The sequence below is a fragment of the Streptomyces sp. NPDC088746 genome, assembly GCF_044751065.1.
Lineage (GTDB): Bacteria > Actinomycetota > Actinomycetes > Streptomycetales > Streptomycetaceae > Streptomyces.
In genome coordinates, this window is the sequence record NZ_JBIVLA010000006.1 from 69408 (window position 1) to 83229 (window position 13822).

Here is a 13822-nt window from a genome sequence, read left to right on the forward strand (position 1 = left end):
GAGTTGTGCGTTGCCGGTGCCGACGGGCCCTTGCCGCCCCGGAGCGTGACCCGCGCCACGCCGAGCGCCGTACGATGGCGCGGTGCTGGTCAAGTGGATTCGCTGCACCGTGGTGGACCGCCGCGGTTTCGAGCGGGGGCAGCGGAAGTGGGCGGCGCTGCTCGGTGAGCCGGGATTCCGGAGTCAGAGCGGCGGGTGGAGCCGAGGGCAGCCCGAAGTCGCCCATGTGTTCGCGTTCTGGGAGAACCGGGTCTTCTACGACTCCTTCATGGCCCGCGGGCACGACCGGCTGGCCGCCGCACAGTCCGGCATGTACAAGGACATGCAGGTCAAGCTCTTCGAGTACCGCTTCGACGTGAAGACCGGATTCGTGCCGGACTTCACCGACGCGGATGTGGTCAGGGTCGCGCACAGCCAGGTGCACGAGGACCGCGTCGACCATTTCGCGCTCATGCAGCAGCGGGTGTGGAACCCGGCCATGGCGGGTTCTCCCGGGATGCTGCGGGGAGTCTTCGGCCAGGCCCCGGGGCACGAGTTCCTGGTGCTGTCGATGTGGCAGTCGAGCGCCGAACGCGGCAAGTACCGGCCGGAGAGCGTCGCCCGGCTCTCGGCACGGGCGGAGACCGAGCGGGACGTCGAGTCGCTGACGGGTGACGTGGTGCAGCTCGAACCCTCGTGGACGGTCTGACCCGGCCCCGTACGGCCGTTTCCTTGGTCACATACGCCCGATGGAGCCCGCACAATTGCTCGATCGGGCCGGACGGCATCTAGGGTCGGTACATGGCACGACCGCAACGCATCGTTCTCGTCCGGCACGGTGAGTCCGAGGGCAATGCCGACGACACGGTCTACGAACGTGAACCCGACCACGCGCTCAGGCTCACGGCGAGAGGGCTGCGTCAGGCAGAGGCGGCGGGCTCCCGGCTGCGTGAGACGTTCGGCGACGAGCGTGTCAGCGTCTACATCTCGCCCTACCGGCGCACCCACGAGACGTTCCGGGCCTTCGGCCTCGAACTGGAGCACGTGCGTGTCAGGGAGGAGCCCCGGCTGCGCGAGCAGGACTGGGGCAACTGGCAGGACCGTGACGACGTCAGGCTCCAGAAGTCATACCGGGACGCGTACGGGCACTTCTTCTACCGCTTCGCGCAGGGCGAGTCCGGCGCCGACGTGTACGACCGGGTCGACGCGTTCCTGGAGAGCCTCCACCGCAGCTTCGAGGACCCCGGGCACCCGCCGAACGTCCTGCTGGTCACCCATGGGCTGACCATGAGGCTCTTCTGCATGCGCTGGTTCCACTGGTCGGTCGCCGAATTCGAGTCACTGTCCAATCCCGGGAACGGCGAATCCAGGACGCTGCTGCTGGGTGAGGGCGGCCGCTATACGCTCGACCGGCCCTTTCAGCGGTGGCGCACCCCTGAGCCGTACGGCATCACCGGTTAGAGTGGCAGAGCGATGACCGCTGACTCCGCTTCCGAACGTTTCGAACGCGCTCTGGCCAGCCTGCGTGGACTGTCCGTGGGAGATGCCCTCGGCTCCCAGTTCTTCGTCCCGGCCCATTACCCCCTGCTCAAGAGCCGCGACCTGCCGCCCGGCGACTGGCAGTGGACCGACGACACCGAGATGGCCTGCTCCGTGCTCGCCGTGCTGGCCGCGCACGAACGCGTCGACCAGGACGAGCTCGCCCACTCCTTCGCCCGGCACCACGACTTCGACCGGGGCTACGGGCCCGCGGTGAACAGGCTGCTCAGGCTGGTGAGGGAAGGCGGCGACTGGCGGGAGCTGGCATCGGCGCTCTTCCAGGGCCAGGGCTCCTGGGGGAACGGTTCGGCGATGCGTATCGCACCGCTCGGCGCCTGGTACGCGGACGATCCGGAGCAGGCCACCCACCAGGCCGAGATCTCCTCGTACACCACCCATCAGCACCGCGAAGCCGTCGTGGGGGCCATGGCCGTCGCGGCGGCCGCCGCCCTCGTCGCCGCGCCGGGAGGGCCGCCGACACCGGAGGACCTGATCGACGGCGTCGTCGCCCTCGTCCCGCGCAGCGCTGTCGGCGCCGGGCTGCGCAGGGCGCGCGACATGCTCGACTACCGGGACGCCGGGACGGTCGCGGCAGTGCTCGGCAACGGCCGCCGTACGAGTGCGCACGACACCGTGCCCTTCGCCCTCTGGTCGGCGGCCCGGAGCCTCGGTGACTTCGAAGAGGCCTTCTGGGTGACGGCACAGGCAGGCGGCGACGTGGACACCACCTGCGCCATCGTCGGCGGGATCGTCGCCGCTCGGCCCGGCGGCACCCCTCCGGCCGACTGGCTGGCCCGGACGGAACAGCTGCCCGACTGGATGCCCCTCGCTCCGGCGCGCCGCTGACCGAACGCGGGATGTGCGCTCAGCGGCTTTCGCGGCCGGCGTGCCCCCTTCACGCCACGGCATGTCACTCCTACTGTCACGGTCCTGCCACAGCAGCGGCCCCGAACGGTTGAACCGGCCGGGCGCGACTTACTCTTTCGGCCACGCCGCCCTCATCGATCTTGGTGGGCGTGCGCCTGGAGATGCCGGGGCAGGCGCGCCGCGATGTGGCGGCGCGAGCGGGCCCCGGTGGGGGGAGGGGTCCGATGTCCGATCAGTCGTCCGAAGCGTCCAGCCGGTCCGATGCGTCCAGCCGGTCCGAGGCGTCACCGGAGTCCGGCGACGCGGCGGAATCCGTTGCGGCCGGCGGCTCCGGCGCGTCCGGGGCGGGGAGCGAGGCGCCCCGCACGGCGCCCGGGAGTCCCGGACGGGCCGACGTGGCGGGCAAGCCTGCGAGGGCTTCCACGCAGGTGCCGCCGCAGCAGGCGGGCCCCGATGTGCCGAAGGTGCCCTCCTATCTCCAGCCGCCGTCCCCGGCGGACGTCTGGCGGCGCCCCGGACGGCATCAGCCGGTCGGCGTGCTGTCGCGGCTGAGGCCTCCGTCCCCGCGCGCGATCGGGCCCGCCACGCTCTGGGCGGTCCTCGCCACGGGCCTGCTCAGCGCCCTGCTGCTCGGTGACGGCCTCGGGCCCAACCTGCTGATCGTGGCCGTGCCCGCCGCCCTGGGGGCGTTCTTCGCCGCACGCTCGGCGGGACGCAGGCTGCGACCCTGGACCGCGGTGTGGGCGGTGGGCGGCCTGGCGCTGCTGGCGATTCCGGCGCTCCGGGAAGCGGGGTGGCCGGTCTTCCTCGCCGTGGTGTCGGCGCTCGCCCTCGGCTCGCTCGCCCTGCACGGAAGCCGCAGCTGGCCGGGCGTGCTGCTCGGTTCGCTGGGGCTGTTCCCCTCGGTCGCGGCCGGTGTGCGATGGGGGTGGCACGGGGTACGTGACCGAGCGGACGACTCCCGGGGGCGGGTGCGCACCGTGGTGCGCAGCACGGCGGTGGCGGTGGTCCTGCTCGTCGTGTTCGGCGCGCTCTTCGCCTCCGCGGACGCCGCCTTCGCCGACCTCCTGGGCAGCCTCACCCCCGACGTGTCCGTCGGTGACAGCCCCTGGCGGCTCTTCCTCTTCGCACTCGGCCTCGTCGGAGCACTCGCCGCCGCGTACAGCGCTGCGGCGCCGGTGCGCTGGGACGGGATCACCGTACGGCCGGGAAAGGCCAGGAACAGGGCGGAGTGGGCGCTTCCCCTGATCGTGCTCAATCTGCTCTTCGCCGCGTTCATCACGCTTCAGCTCGTCGTCCTGCTCGGCGGGTACGACAAGGTGCTCGACGAGACCGGCCTGCTGCCCGCCGAGTACGCCCGGCAGGGCTTCTGGCAGCTCCTCTGGGCGACCGTGCTGACCCTGCTCGTCATCGCCCTCGCCCTGCGCTGGGCCCCGCGGGGCGGACCGCGCGACCGGGTCCTGGTCCGGAGCGTCCTCGGCGCACTGTGCGTGCTGACGCTCGTAGTCGTGGCCTCGGCCCTGCGCCGCATGGACCTCTACGTGGACGCCTTCGGGCTGACCCGGCTGCGGATCTCCGTGGCTGCTGTGGAGCTCTGGCTCGGAGTGGTGCTGGTCCTCATCCTCGCGGCCGGAGTCTTCGGCGCCAGGCTGCTGCCGCGTGCGGTCGCCGCGAGTGCGGCCGTCGGCGTGCTCGCCTTCGGCCTGCTCTCGCCCGACGGACTGATCGCCGAACAGAACGTCGAGCGGTACGGCAGCCACAGGACGATCGACCTCGAATACCTCGAAGGGCTCTCCGCGGACGCCGTACCGGCCCTGGACGGGCTGCCGGAACCTCTGCGGTCCTGTGTGCTGGAGAAGTACCAGCGCGACCTCGCCCTCCTGGACACCCCGTGGTACGCCTCCAGCTGGGGAGAGGTCAGGGCCCGGGACATCCTGGAGGAACATCCCGTACAGGACCGTGGGGCCGACTGCCGCGGCCTCGGGACGGAGACCGACGAGCGGGACGCGTACGAGGAGGAGGACTCCTACGACCCGTACTGAGTATGTCCGCCCCGAACACCTGGTCGCGGCAGGGGTGTTCGGGGAGCGCGCCCGTGCCGGTGAGGCAGGTGACGCGTCGGCGCACGTCGCAGTGCCGTGTGTGTCGTGCGTGCCGCTCCCGGGGCACCTTTCGCTCCGGTGTGCCAGGGGATGATGTTCGCGTTTGCGCAGTTCTCCTGTGAGGCGGCCTGGTCGACAGTGGAGCATGGGGCGGCTCCAGCCCCGTTCAGATGTCGTGAGTGGTGACGCGGCCGGGCGCCGAGGATGTTCGCAGCGGAATGTGCGGAAGTGAAGATCGCTGTAGGTGTGCCACCCTGCGCGACCGGCCTGTACGTGCGGCCGCTCCTCCGCTCCCGGCCCCGCCGCCGGCCCTCGTCGCGCACCGCACGGGGTGTTCCGGACATGGCCGGACACGTGCCGAAGCGCTGCACGGTGCCCCGGGGTGTTCTTGCCGTGCCCATCGGCGTAACCTGGCAGGCGCCATGCCGTACGAACCACCCACGCACACCGTCGAGCGCTCACTGCGCGCTACGTCCGGTGCCAGGACCGTCGCCGGTGTCGACGAGGTCGGACGCGGAGCGTGGGCCGGCCCCGTCACCGTGTGCGCGGCCGTCACCGGTCTCCGTAGAGCCCCTGAGGGACTCACCGACTCCAAGCTGATCAGTCCCAAGCGCCGGGCGGAACTCGCCCCGTTGCTCCAGAAATGGGTCACTGCCTACGGACTGGGGCAGGCGTCACCACTGGAGATCGACGACCTCGGCATGACCGCGGCGCTCCGTCTCGCGGCCGTCAGGGCGCTGGACGCTCTGCCCGTGCGGCCGGACGCCGTGATACTCGACGGCAAGCACGACTACCTCGGAACGCCCTGGAACGTCCGTACCGTGATCAAGGGCGACCAGTCCTGCATCGCCGTGGCCGCGGCCTCGGTGATCGCCAAGGTCCACCGGGACACGATGATGGCCGAACTGGGCGCGGACACCGGGGAGTACGCAGACTTCGCCTTCGGCGCGAACGCCGGTTATCCGTCACCGGTACACCGGGCCGCGCTGGAGGAGCGGGGACCTACGCCTCACCATCGCCTCAGCTGGGCCTACCTCGACGCGCTGCCCAGATGGCAGCACCTGAAGAAGGTCCGATTCTCCGCCGAGGCGGCGGCACTGGAAAGCGGGGGCCAGCTCGGCTTCGACTTCTGATCGCACAGGCGCACCCCACCGCCGACGTGTTCGCGTCGGCTGCGAAAGACAACCATTCATGCCTCTCATCCCCGAGGAGCCTCAGATTCCCGAGAGCGCCCAGGGTCCCCGCGTCACTCCGGCCGCCGGCCGTACCGCGCCGACCCCCCGTCCCGTACCCGGCCCGCGTTCCGCGGCCACACCGCGTCCCGGAAGCCCGGGCCGTGGTCCCGCGAGGCCCGCGCCCCCGGCGCAGCGCCCGCACCCCGCAACCGCCTCACCCGCTGCGCCGGCCCCTGCCGGGCAGAAGCTGTCCGAGGAACGTCCGGCAGCACAGTTCCAGCTGATCCCGGCCCCGGCCGGCGGTGCGGTCGACGCCGCCGACGAGGCCGTCGACCTGCTGCTCGACTCCGGGCGGGCACCTGGCGACATCCTGGTGCTCACCACCGGCGAACCGCACCCCTGGGCCGCGCACGAACTCTCCTTCGGAGAAGCCAGGTACTGGGCCCAGCACGACGCGGGTGACGACGTCTTCTTCGCCCGCACGGCCGACGCCGGCCGTTACACCAACCGTCCCGTCGTCGTCGTCGCGGTCAACGGTGACCTCGACGACGCGGCTGCCCGGGAGCTGTCCGGCGTGCGGGAGCGCGCCGGCGCGCTGCTGATCGTGTGCGGAGACCCGCAGCAGGTCAACTCCGCACTCGGCGCGGGAGTCTGAGGCGTACGTCCGTGGGTCCCGGCCGTCCGAGAGGGCGGCCGGGACCCACGTCCCGTTTCAACTCAACGGGCGGCGCTCCGCAGCAGTGCCTCGGCCGCACCGCCCCCGGTGCGGAGCGGACCGGGCTCCTGGTCGGCGGAGGCGTCCGCCAGCGCCGACGGCGTCGACAGCAGCGTCGGCCTGCGGCCGCCCCGGCCCTCACCGAGGACCTGCCAGCCTCCACGCGTCAGAGTGATGTAGGCCCCGCAACGGAGGCCGTGCAGCGTGCAGGCGTCCCTGAGCCCCCACATCCACGCCCCGTCCTCCTCCGTCCAACGCTCGTCGCCCTCACGGCAGTAGAGCAGCACGGCGGTACGCACCGGGGTGCGGCGGCGCAGATCGTGCGGGATCACCCGGCGCAGGTGCGCCAGGAGGGCGTTGCGGAACTCCCAGCCGTCCGTGGCCACGGTGGACCGCCGGGCGAACGAGGCGCTCGCCGTGAGCCGTTCCTCATGATCGAGGACGGCGACGACGGCAGTGGCCGGAGTCGGCCGGTGCCGGGCGTGGAGGCCGCTGACGACCTCACGCGGACTGCGCAGCAGAGGTATGCCCGCCGCGGCCCACTCGGCCGGTTCGAGCATCCTGGCGACGTGGTTGACGGAGCCCGCGGACGCCGACAGTGAAGTGGCTGCGGACGGAGCGAATCCGAAGGTCACGGTCCTCCCTTCGCTACGCGCCCACGGTGCGGGCAGGGTCGAGTGAGGGCGCGCCGCGGCACAGCCCTTCCGGGCCCGCGAAGAGACCGTGCGGGGAGCGATTCCAATTCTTCCTGTCGCATCGGCAGGCGGCAACGAGCAATTGGCGCGGCTGACTGGTATCTGACGGAATGACACAGATATCCCTGCCCGTTCGGCGACGAACGAAGCCAATCGTCAGGCCTGGACTGCGAGGACCAGCGGAAACACTCCCTCCGCCCCCGCGCGCCGGAGCAGCCGCGCCGCGACGGCGAGGGTCCACCCGGTGTCGGAGAGATCGTCCACGAGCAGGACGGGTCCTCCCGCGGACGCGAGCGACTCCGCCAGCGCGGGCTCCACGACGAGGGCCTCGTGCAACGCCCTCACCCGCTGCGCGCTGTTGGTCTGGGACATGCGCAGGTCCTCGCTGCCCGGAGCGTAGGTGACCGTGCCCAGCAGGGGCATCCGGCCGACCTCGGCGATACGGCTGCCGAGTGAGTGGACCAGCTGGGGCCTGCGGCGTGAGGCGACCGTGACGACCCCGACCGGCCGGGGTGCCGCGTCCGGGGCTCCGGAGGCCCAGCCGCCGGGGCCTTTCGCCCAGTCGGTGATCACCGTGACGACCGCGCTCGACACGTCGTCGGGGACCGGGGAGTCCTGTGCCTGCGCCGCCAGCAGCGGACGGAGTCTGTTGCCCCAGCCGATGTCCGAGAGCCTGCCGAGCGCGCGGCCGGGGAGGGCCAGTTCGCCGGCGGGGATGCGGCCCTTGAGATCGATCCCCACCGCGGAGAGCCCCGTGGGCCACATCTTGCGCGGCTCCACCTCCACACCCGGCCTGCCGAGCTCGCCGCGCGCCCCGTCGAGGGCGGCGGTGGAGACCTTGTCGTCGAACCGCGCACCCGCGCAGTTGTCACAGCGCCCGCACGGCGCGGCCTCCTCGTCGTCCAGTTGGCGCCGGAGGAACTCCATGCGGCATCCGGTCCCCGACGCGTAGTCGCGCATCGCCTGCTGCTCGGCCGACCGCTGCCGCGCGACCCAGGCGTAGCGCTCGGCGTCGTACACCCACGGTTCGCCCGTGGAGATCCAGCCGCCCTTCACCCGCTTCACCGCGCCGTCGACGTCCAGCACCTTGAGCATCGTCTCGAGACGGGTGCGCCGCAGGTCGACCAGCGGTTCCATGGCGGGCAGCGACAGGGGCCGGCCGGCCTGGGCGAGGACGTCGAGGGTCCGGCGGACCTGCTCCTCCGGCGGGAAGGCGACCGAGGCGAAGTACTGCCAGATGGCCTCGTCCTCCCTGCCCGGCAGCAGCAGGACCTCGGCGTGCTCGACCCCACGCCCCGCGCGCCCGACCTGCTGGTAGTAGGCGATGGGCGAGGACGGCGACCCCACGTGCACGACGAAGCCGAGGTCGGGCTTGTCGAACCCCATGCCCAGCGCGGACGTGGCCACCAGCGCCTTGACCCGGTTGGCCAGGAGGTCGTCCTCGGCCTGCTGCCGGTCGGCGTTCTCCGTCCGGCCGGTGTACGACACGATCGTGTGTCCGCACTGGCGGAGGTAGGCCGTGATCTCCTCGGCGGCCGCGACCGTGAGCGTGTAGATGATGCCCGAGCCCGGCAGCTCCCCGAGATGGTCGCCCAGCCAGGCCAGACGGTGCGCCGCGTTGGGCAGTTGGAGCACCCCGAGGCTGAGGCTCTCCCGGTCCAGGGCGCCCCGCAGCACCAGCGCGTCCGTGCCCGCCCCCGTGCCGAGCTGCTCCGCGACGTCCGCGGTCACGCGTGCGTTGGCGGTGGCCGTCGTGGCGAGCACGGGAACGCCCGCCGGAAGATCGGCGAGCATGGTCCGCAGCCTTCGGTAGTCCGGCCGGAAGTCATGGCCCCAGTCGGAGATGCAGTGCGCCTCGTCGACCACCAGCAGACCCGTGGCCGCGGAGAGGCGCGGCAGCACCTGGTCCCGGAAATCGGGGTTGTTGAGCCGCTCGGGACTGACCAGCAGCACGTCCACCTCGCCCGCCGCCACCTCCGCCTGGACGGTGTCCCACTCCTCGGTGTTGGAGGAGTTGATCGTGCGGGCGGTGATACCGGCCCTGGCCGCCGCCGCCACCTGGTTGCGCATGAGGGCGAGCAGGGGCGAGACGATGACCGTCGGCCCGCTGCCCTGGGCCCGCAGCAGCGATGTCGCCACGAAATACACCGCGGACTTGCCCCACCCGGTCCGCTGGACGACCAGGGCTCTGCGCCGGTCGGCGACGAGGGCCTCGATGGCCCGCCACTGGTCCTCGCGCAGCCGGGCGGTGCCGGTGGCGTCCCCGACCAGACGGGCGAGTACGGAGTCGGCCGAGGCCCTGAGGTCTGCGCGGTCTGCGTTGGTCATGCCCCCATGCAACCCGATGCCTACGACAAACCGCGAACGGTGGTCCGTGCCTGTGGACAAAGCCCTGTGGACAAAGTTATCCACAGGGGTCGCGGAAATCCGCGGCCCGCGGGACGGTCGTGCCATGAACAAGCACGACGAAACCACCGGACCGTCCGAGGCTCAGCAGGTCACCCTGCGGGGTCCCGCCGAACTCGCCGACGCCCTTCCGTACCTGATGGGTTTCCATCCGAACGACAGCGTGGTCATGGTGGCCCTGCACGGCGGCCGGGGCCGCTTCGGCGGCCGGCTCAGGCTGGGCATCCCGCGGGAACCGGAGGAGTGGGCGCCGGTCGCCGACCAGCTGGCGCGATGCCTGATCGCGGGAAGCGAGAGGCGCGAATCCCGCCCTGACGCGATTGTCGTCTTCCTCTGCCAGGACCCGGCGGAGGGAGAGAGCGCACCGCAGACCATGGAGCGGCTGAGGCCGCTCGCCCAGCGCCTGCGTACGGCCTGCGGGGCGCTCGACGTTCCCGTCCTCGAAGCGCTCTGCATCTCCGACGGCCGCTACTGGTCCTACTGCTGCCCCGACGACCGCTGCTGTCCGCCCGAGGGCAATCCGCTGGCGCTCCCGGGGACCACGGTGATGGCGGCCGCAGCCGCGTACGCCGGTGTCCAGGTGCGTGGGTCGCTGCGGGACATGGAGGCGCGCCTCGTGCCGTGGGACTCCGCGGCGGCACAGGAGCAGGAGCGGGCCCTGGACTCGGCGGGTGCCGTCCTGGTCTCCCGCATCCTCGACGCCGACGGGCGCGGGGAGGTGGCGCGGGAGACTCTCGCGCTCGCGCGGGACCTCATGGATCGCATGGGGAACGCACCGCCCTCCGGCCCTGCGGGGACGGACGGCGGTGACGACGTCCTGATCGCGCCCGACGAGGCGGCGGCGCTGATTCTGGGCCTCCAGGACCGCGAGACCAGGGACCGGGCCGCCGAGTGGATGGAGGGTCCCGAGGCGGAGACGGCACTCCGGCTGTGGCGCGCTCTCGCCCGCCGGTGTGTCGGGCCGTACGTGGAACACGCCGCGGCGCCGCTCACGCTGGCCGGCTGGGTCTCGTGGTCCACCGGCGACGAGGCGGGCGCCAGGGTGGCACTCGGGCTCGCTCTGCGCGCGGACCCCGACTACACCTTCGCCCAGCTGCTGCACCAGGCGTGCAATCAAGGACTGGATCCGGAGACGCTGCGTCGCTGTCTCCGTGGGGAGCGCACGCTGCGCGAGAGCGGAGGCGCCGGCGCCCCGCAGGAACGCGGCAGCGGGCGCCGTCCGGAGCGAAGGACCGAGTCCCGGCCCCCGCGCACTCCGGCCGTGAGGCGCAAACGGAGGGCGACGGAGCGGCCGGCGCCAGGCGTCGCCTCCCGTCCGGGCTCGTCCGTGAGCCGGGGCCGGGCCCGTGACACCACCCGGCGGCTGGGTCAGCGTGGTGCCAGGAGCCGCGACTGAGGGACATGCCGTGAGGGTGGACGGAAGCCCTCTGCCGGACCGGCCACCGGGGGAGGCAACAGGGAGCCGGGCGCGGAACCGATGTCACGAAGGGAGTGTTTATCGTCAGGAAGACGACTATGATTTGCGCATGCCGCCCTACGACCCGTCGACCTTCCCGCCCTTCGCTGTCACCGTCGACCTGGTTGTCCTCACGGTGCGACGTCACGCCCTCTGCGCGTTGGTGGTACGCCGTGGCGAATCGCCGTTCCGGGGGCGGTGGGCACTACCCGGCGGATTCGTCAGGGCCGATGAGGACCTCGCTGCCGCGGCGGCGCGTGAACTCGTCGAGGAGACCGGGCTCTGTGCTCACGATCCGGCCGCCCCCGACCTCGGGAACGGCGCCCATCTCGAGCAGCTCGCCACCTACGGCGACCCGGGGCGCGACCCCCGGATGAGGGTCGTCAGCGTCGCGCACCTCGCGCTCGCGCCCGACCTCCCGGCTCCTCGTGCGGGCGGGGACGCGAACAGCGCCCGCTGGGCACCGGTCGAGGACCTGCTCGGGCCGGGGGGCGGCTTCGCCCGCGACGGCGAGCAGTCAGCGCCGCTGGCCTTCGATCATGCGAGGATCCTCGACGACGGTGTGGAGCGGGCCCGTTCGAAGATCGAGTACTCCTCACTGGCCACGGCGTTCTGCCCGCCGGAGTTCACGGTCGGGGAGCTGCGCAGGGTGTACGAGGCGGTGTGGGGTGTCGTCCTGGACCCCCGGAACTTCCATCGCAAGGTCACGGGCACGCCCGGCTTCCTGGTGCCGTCCGGCGGCACGACCACGCGCCAGGGGGGCCGGCCCGCCCAACTGTTCAGGGCCGGTGCGGCGACCGTGCTCAATCCTCCGATGCTGAGGCCGGAAGTCTGAGCGGGGGCCCGCGCCGCGCGCACGTGCGGAACGCCATAGAAGCACCGGTGCGCAAAAAGTCTGAAATGTCGCGTTATCTTGCTGGGGTAATCCACCCTGCCGCCGAGCGGTCTCACCCTCAGCGAGAGAAGCGATGCTCCAGGCCATCGGACTCACCAGCGCCCCCCACCGCGACCGTCCACCCTTCGTGGACGACCTGACCTTCGAAGCCCCGCCCGGCAGCGTCACCGCACTCCTCGGCGCACCTGGCTCCGGCAAGACCACCGCCCTCCGGCTGATGCTCGAACTCGAAGCGGGCAGGGGCGTCACCTACTTCAAGGGCCGCCCGCTGCACCGCATCGGTCATCCCGCCCGCGAGGTCGGGGTGCTGCTCGGGGACGTGCCGGGGCACCCTGCGCGCACCGCGCGCGGCCAGCTCCGCATGCTCTGTGCCGCAGCGGGAGTTCCCGCCTCCCGGGCGGACGAGCTGCTCGAAGTCGTCGGCCTCGCAGGGTTGGGGGACCAGCGCATCGGAACCCTCTCGGCCGGCATGGACCGGCGGCTCGGTCTTGCCTCGGCGCTGCTCGGCGACCCCCATACGCTCGTACTGGACGAGCCCACCAAAGGCCTTTCGCCGCGCGAGAGGAGCTGGCTCCACGGTCTGCTCCGCGCACACGCGGCCGAGGGCGGCACGGTCCTGCACACGACCGGCGATCCGAAGGAGGCCGCTCGCGCGGCCGACCGCGTGGTCACCATCGACGAGGGGCGCCTCGTCGCCGATCAGGCGGTCGCCGACTTCTCCCGCACCCGTCTGCGGCCCCGGGTCGCCGTGCGGACGCCGCACGCGGCCCGGCTGGCCGCAGTGGTGAGCCGCGAAGCCCGCGCCGCCCAGCGCTCCGTCGAGGTGGTCGCCGAGGACGGCAGCCGGCTCTCGGTGTACGGCAGCAGCTGCGCGGAGGTCGGGGACACGGCGTACCGGCACGGTCTCCCCCTCCATCAACTCGCCGACGAGACCGGGGACGCGGGCCCGGTGGCCGCCCCGGGCCGAGGGCCGGGCGGCGGCCAGGTGAGGGCCGTCCTGCCGGGTCCCGCCTCGGCCGTGGCGGTCTCGAAGCTGCCGCCCCCGATCCCCGTGCGTCCGGCCCGCGGTCCGCTCCGGCCCATGCGGTACGAGCTGCGCCGCCTCTTCGGCGTCAGGACAACCGTCCTGATCATGGCGGCCGTTCTGCTCGTGTCGGCGGCCCTCTCCGTGCTGCTGGCCCGCTCCGGGAGGACGCCCCTGCCGGATCTGCTGGTGGCCTGGCCTGACCTGCTGCCGCTTCCGCCGGCCGCGTTCGCGGCCGGGCTGCTGGGCGCCCTCTCCTTCGGCGACGAGTACCGCTACCCGGCGCTCGCGGCCGGGCGGGGGACGGTCCCGCGCCGTCTCGGGCTCCTGGTGGCCAAGCTGGTGGTCTCGGCGGGCGTCGCGCTGCTCCTCGCCCTGCTCTCCGTACTGGCGGACGCCGAAGCCCTGCGCCTCGTCTACGGCGGCGACTTGGTGACCGTGCCGGCAAACGCGCCGCAGCTCGCCGCCAGTTGGGCGGGCCTGTCGGTCGGGTGCGCCTGGGCGGGGCTGCTCGGGGCGGGGGTGTTCCGGCTGACCGCCGCCGGAGTCGCTGCCGTACTGGCGGTCCCGGTCCTCGTGGTGCCGCTGATGCAGAGGCTTCTCTCGGGACCGTCCGCGCGTTCGATCACAGGACTGCCGGGCCGGCTGCGTGAACTGGGCTGGGCGCAGTGGCCGTACGAGACGGACCGCTGGGCCATGGCCGCGGTGCGGGTCGTGGCCCAACCCGTGGGGCTGGCGCTTTCCCTGTCGTTGTCTGCCTTGATCTGCGCGTATGTGTTCACCAGCCTTCGAGGGAGAGCTCGTTGGTGATCGTTTGGCCCGACGCCTGCGGCTACTTACAGGCAACTCTCCTGAAAAGATGCGATTTCTACCGATAACGCGTCAATTGAGAGGCGGGTGCCGATCACCCTTTCGTGTGCTTTTCAGCAAAGACCTCAAGGGGCGGGTGAGCCGCGCCGACAAAGGATG

At 72.2% G+C, this 13822-nt stretch carries 11 protein-coding genes; 9 read left to right on the forward strand and 2 right to left on the reverse strand.

Annotated elements, in window-relative coordinates; translation table 11 throughout:
* Positions 1–82 precede the first annotated feature (82 nt).
* From ACIP63_RS25450 to ACIP63_RS25475, 6 genes are all read left to right on the forward strand, one after another.
* Positions 83–688 carry a YdbC family protein gene (locus ACIP63_RS25450; protein ID WP_401519729.1) on the forward strand — a complete coding sequence of 202 codons (606 nt, stop codon included), beginning with the start codon at positions 83–85 and terminating at the stop codon, positions 686–688.
* Between the two features lie 92 nt (positions 689–780).
* Positions 781–1440 carry a histidine phosphatase family protein gene (locus tag ACIP63_RS25455; RefSeq protein WP_401519732.1) on the forward strand — a complete coding sequence of 220 codons (660 nt, stop codon included), beginning with the start codon at positions 781–783 and terminating at the stop codon, positions 1438–1440.
* Between the two features lie 12 nt (positions 1441–1452).
* Positions 1453–2364, forward strand: coding sequence for an ADP-ribosylglycohydrolase family protein (locus ACIP63_RS25460; protein WP_401519734.1), 912 nt, complete (start codon positions 1453–1455; stop codon positions 2362–2364).
* A 245-nt stretch (positions 2365–2609) separates the two neighbouring features.
* Positions 2610–4427 (forward strand): DUF4153 domain-containing protein, encoded by a 1818-nt coding sequence (locus tag ACIP63_RS25465; protein ID WP_401519737.1) that lies wholly within the window; start codon positions 2610–2612, stop codon positions 4425–4427.
* Between the two features lie 482 nt (positions 4428–4909).
* Positions 4910–5620: a ribonuclease HII gene (locus ACIP63_RS25470; protein ID WP_401519740.1), complete on the forward strand. Its 711-nt coding sequence runs from the start codon at positions 4910–4912 to the stop codon at positions 5618–5620.
* A gap of 58 nt (positions 5621–5678) precedes the next feature.
* Positions 5679–6317, forward strand: a complete 639-nt coding sequence (locus ACIP63_RS25475; RefSeq protein ID WP_401519743.1) for a hypothetical protein — start codon at positions 5679–5681, stop codon at positions 6315–6317.
* Positions 6318–6379: 62 nt separating this feature from the next.
* Here the strand turns inward: ACIP63_RS25475 and ACIP63_RS25480 are convergent, their stop codons facing one another.
* Together ACIP63_RS25480 and ACIP63_RS25485 are read right to left on the reverse strand one after the other, a co-directional pair.
* Positions 6380–7012 carry a hypothetical protein gene (locus ACIP63_RS25480; RefSeq protein ID WP_401519746.1) on the reverse strand — a complete coding sequence of 211 codons (633 nt, stop codon included), beginning with the start codon at positions 7010–7012 and terminating at the stop codon, positions 6380–6382.
* Positions 7013–7228: 216 nt separating this feature from the next.
* Positions 7229–9400: a RecQ family ATP-dependent DNA helicase gene (locus ACIP63_RS25485; protein WP_401519749.1), complete on the reverse strand. Its 2172-nt coding sequence runs from the start codon at positions 9398–9400 to the stop codon at positions 7229–7231.
* A gap of 124 nt (positions 9401–9524) precedes the next feature.
* Here ACIP63_RS25485 and ACIP63_RS25490 point away from each other — a divergent pair, with 124 nt between their 5' ends.
* The 3 genes from ACIP63_RS25490 to ACIP63_RS25500 all read left to right on the forward strand — a co-directional run bounded on the left by ACIP63_RS25490 (position 9525) and on the right by ACIP63_RS25500 (position 13663).
* Positions 9525–10874, forward strand: a complete 1350-nt coding sequence (locus ACIP63_RS25490) for a DUF4192 domain-containing protein (RefSeq protein WP_401519752.1) — start codon at positions 9525–9527, stop codon at positions 10872–10874.
* 130 nt (positions 10875–11004) lie between these two features.
* The gene (locus ACIP63_RS25495; protein WP_401519755.1) at positions 11005–11769 is read left to right on the forward strand and encodes an NUDIX hydrolase; all 765 of its coding nucleotides are present in this window, start codon (positions 11005–11007) and stop codon (positions 11767–11769) included.
* Between the two features lie 133 nt (positions 11770–11902).
* A complete protein-coding gene (locus ACIP63_RS25500; protein ID WP_401519758.1) occupies positions 11903–13663 on the forward strand; it encodes an ATP-binding cassette domain-containing protein in 1761 nt (586 codons plus the stop codon).
* The last annotated feature ends 159 nt before the right edge of the window (positions 13664–13822 follow it).

Coding starts and splice junctions, on each gene's coding strand:
- ACIP63_RS25465 (WP_401519737.1), top strand. CDS start 2,610: ATGTCCGATCAGTCGTCCGAAGCGTCCAGCCGGTCCGATGCGTCCAGC.
- ACIP63_RS25475 (WP_401519743.1), top strand. CDS start 5,679: ATGCCTCTCATCCCCGAGGAGCCTCAGATTCCCGAGAGCGCCCAGGGT.
- ACIP63_RS25460 (WP_401519734.1), top strand. CDS start 1,453: ATGACCGCTGACTCCGCTTCCGAACGTTTCGAACGCGCTCTGGCCAGC.
- ACIP63_RS25470 (WP_401519740.1), top strand. CDS start 4,910: ATGCCGTACGAACCACCCACGCACACCGTCGAGCGCTCACTGCGCGCT.
- ACIP63_RS25500 (WP_401519758.1), top strand. CDS start 11,903: ATGCTCCAGGCCATCGGACTCACCAGCGCCCCCCACCGCGACCGTCCA.
- ACIP63_RS25495 (WP_401519755.1), top strand. CDS start 11,005: ATGCCGCCCTACGACCCGTCGACCTTCCCGCCCTTCGCTGTCACCGTC.
- ACIP63_RS25455 (WP_401519732.1), top strand. CDS start 781: ATGGCACGACCGCAACGCATCGTTCTCGTCCGGCACGGTGAGTCCGAG.
- ACIP63_RS25485 (WP_401519749.1), bottom strand. CDS start 9,400: ATGACCAACGCAGACCGCGCAGACCTCAGGGCCTCGGCCGACTCCGTA.
- ACIP63_RS25490 (WP_401519752.1), top strand. CDS start 9,525: ATGAACAAGCACGACGAAACCACCGGACCGTCCGAGGCTCAGCAGGTC.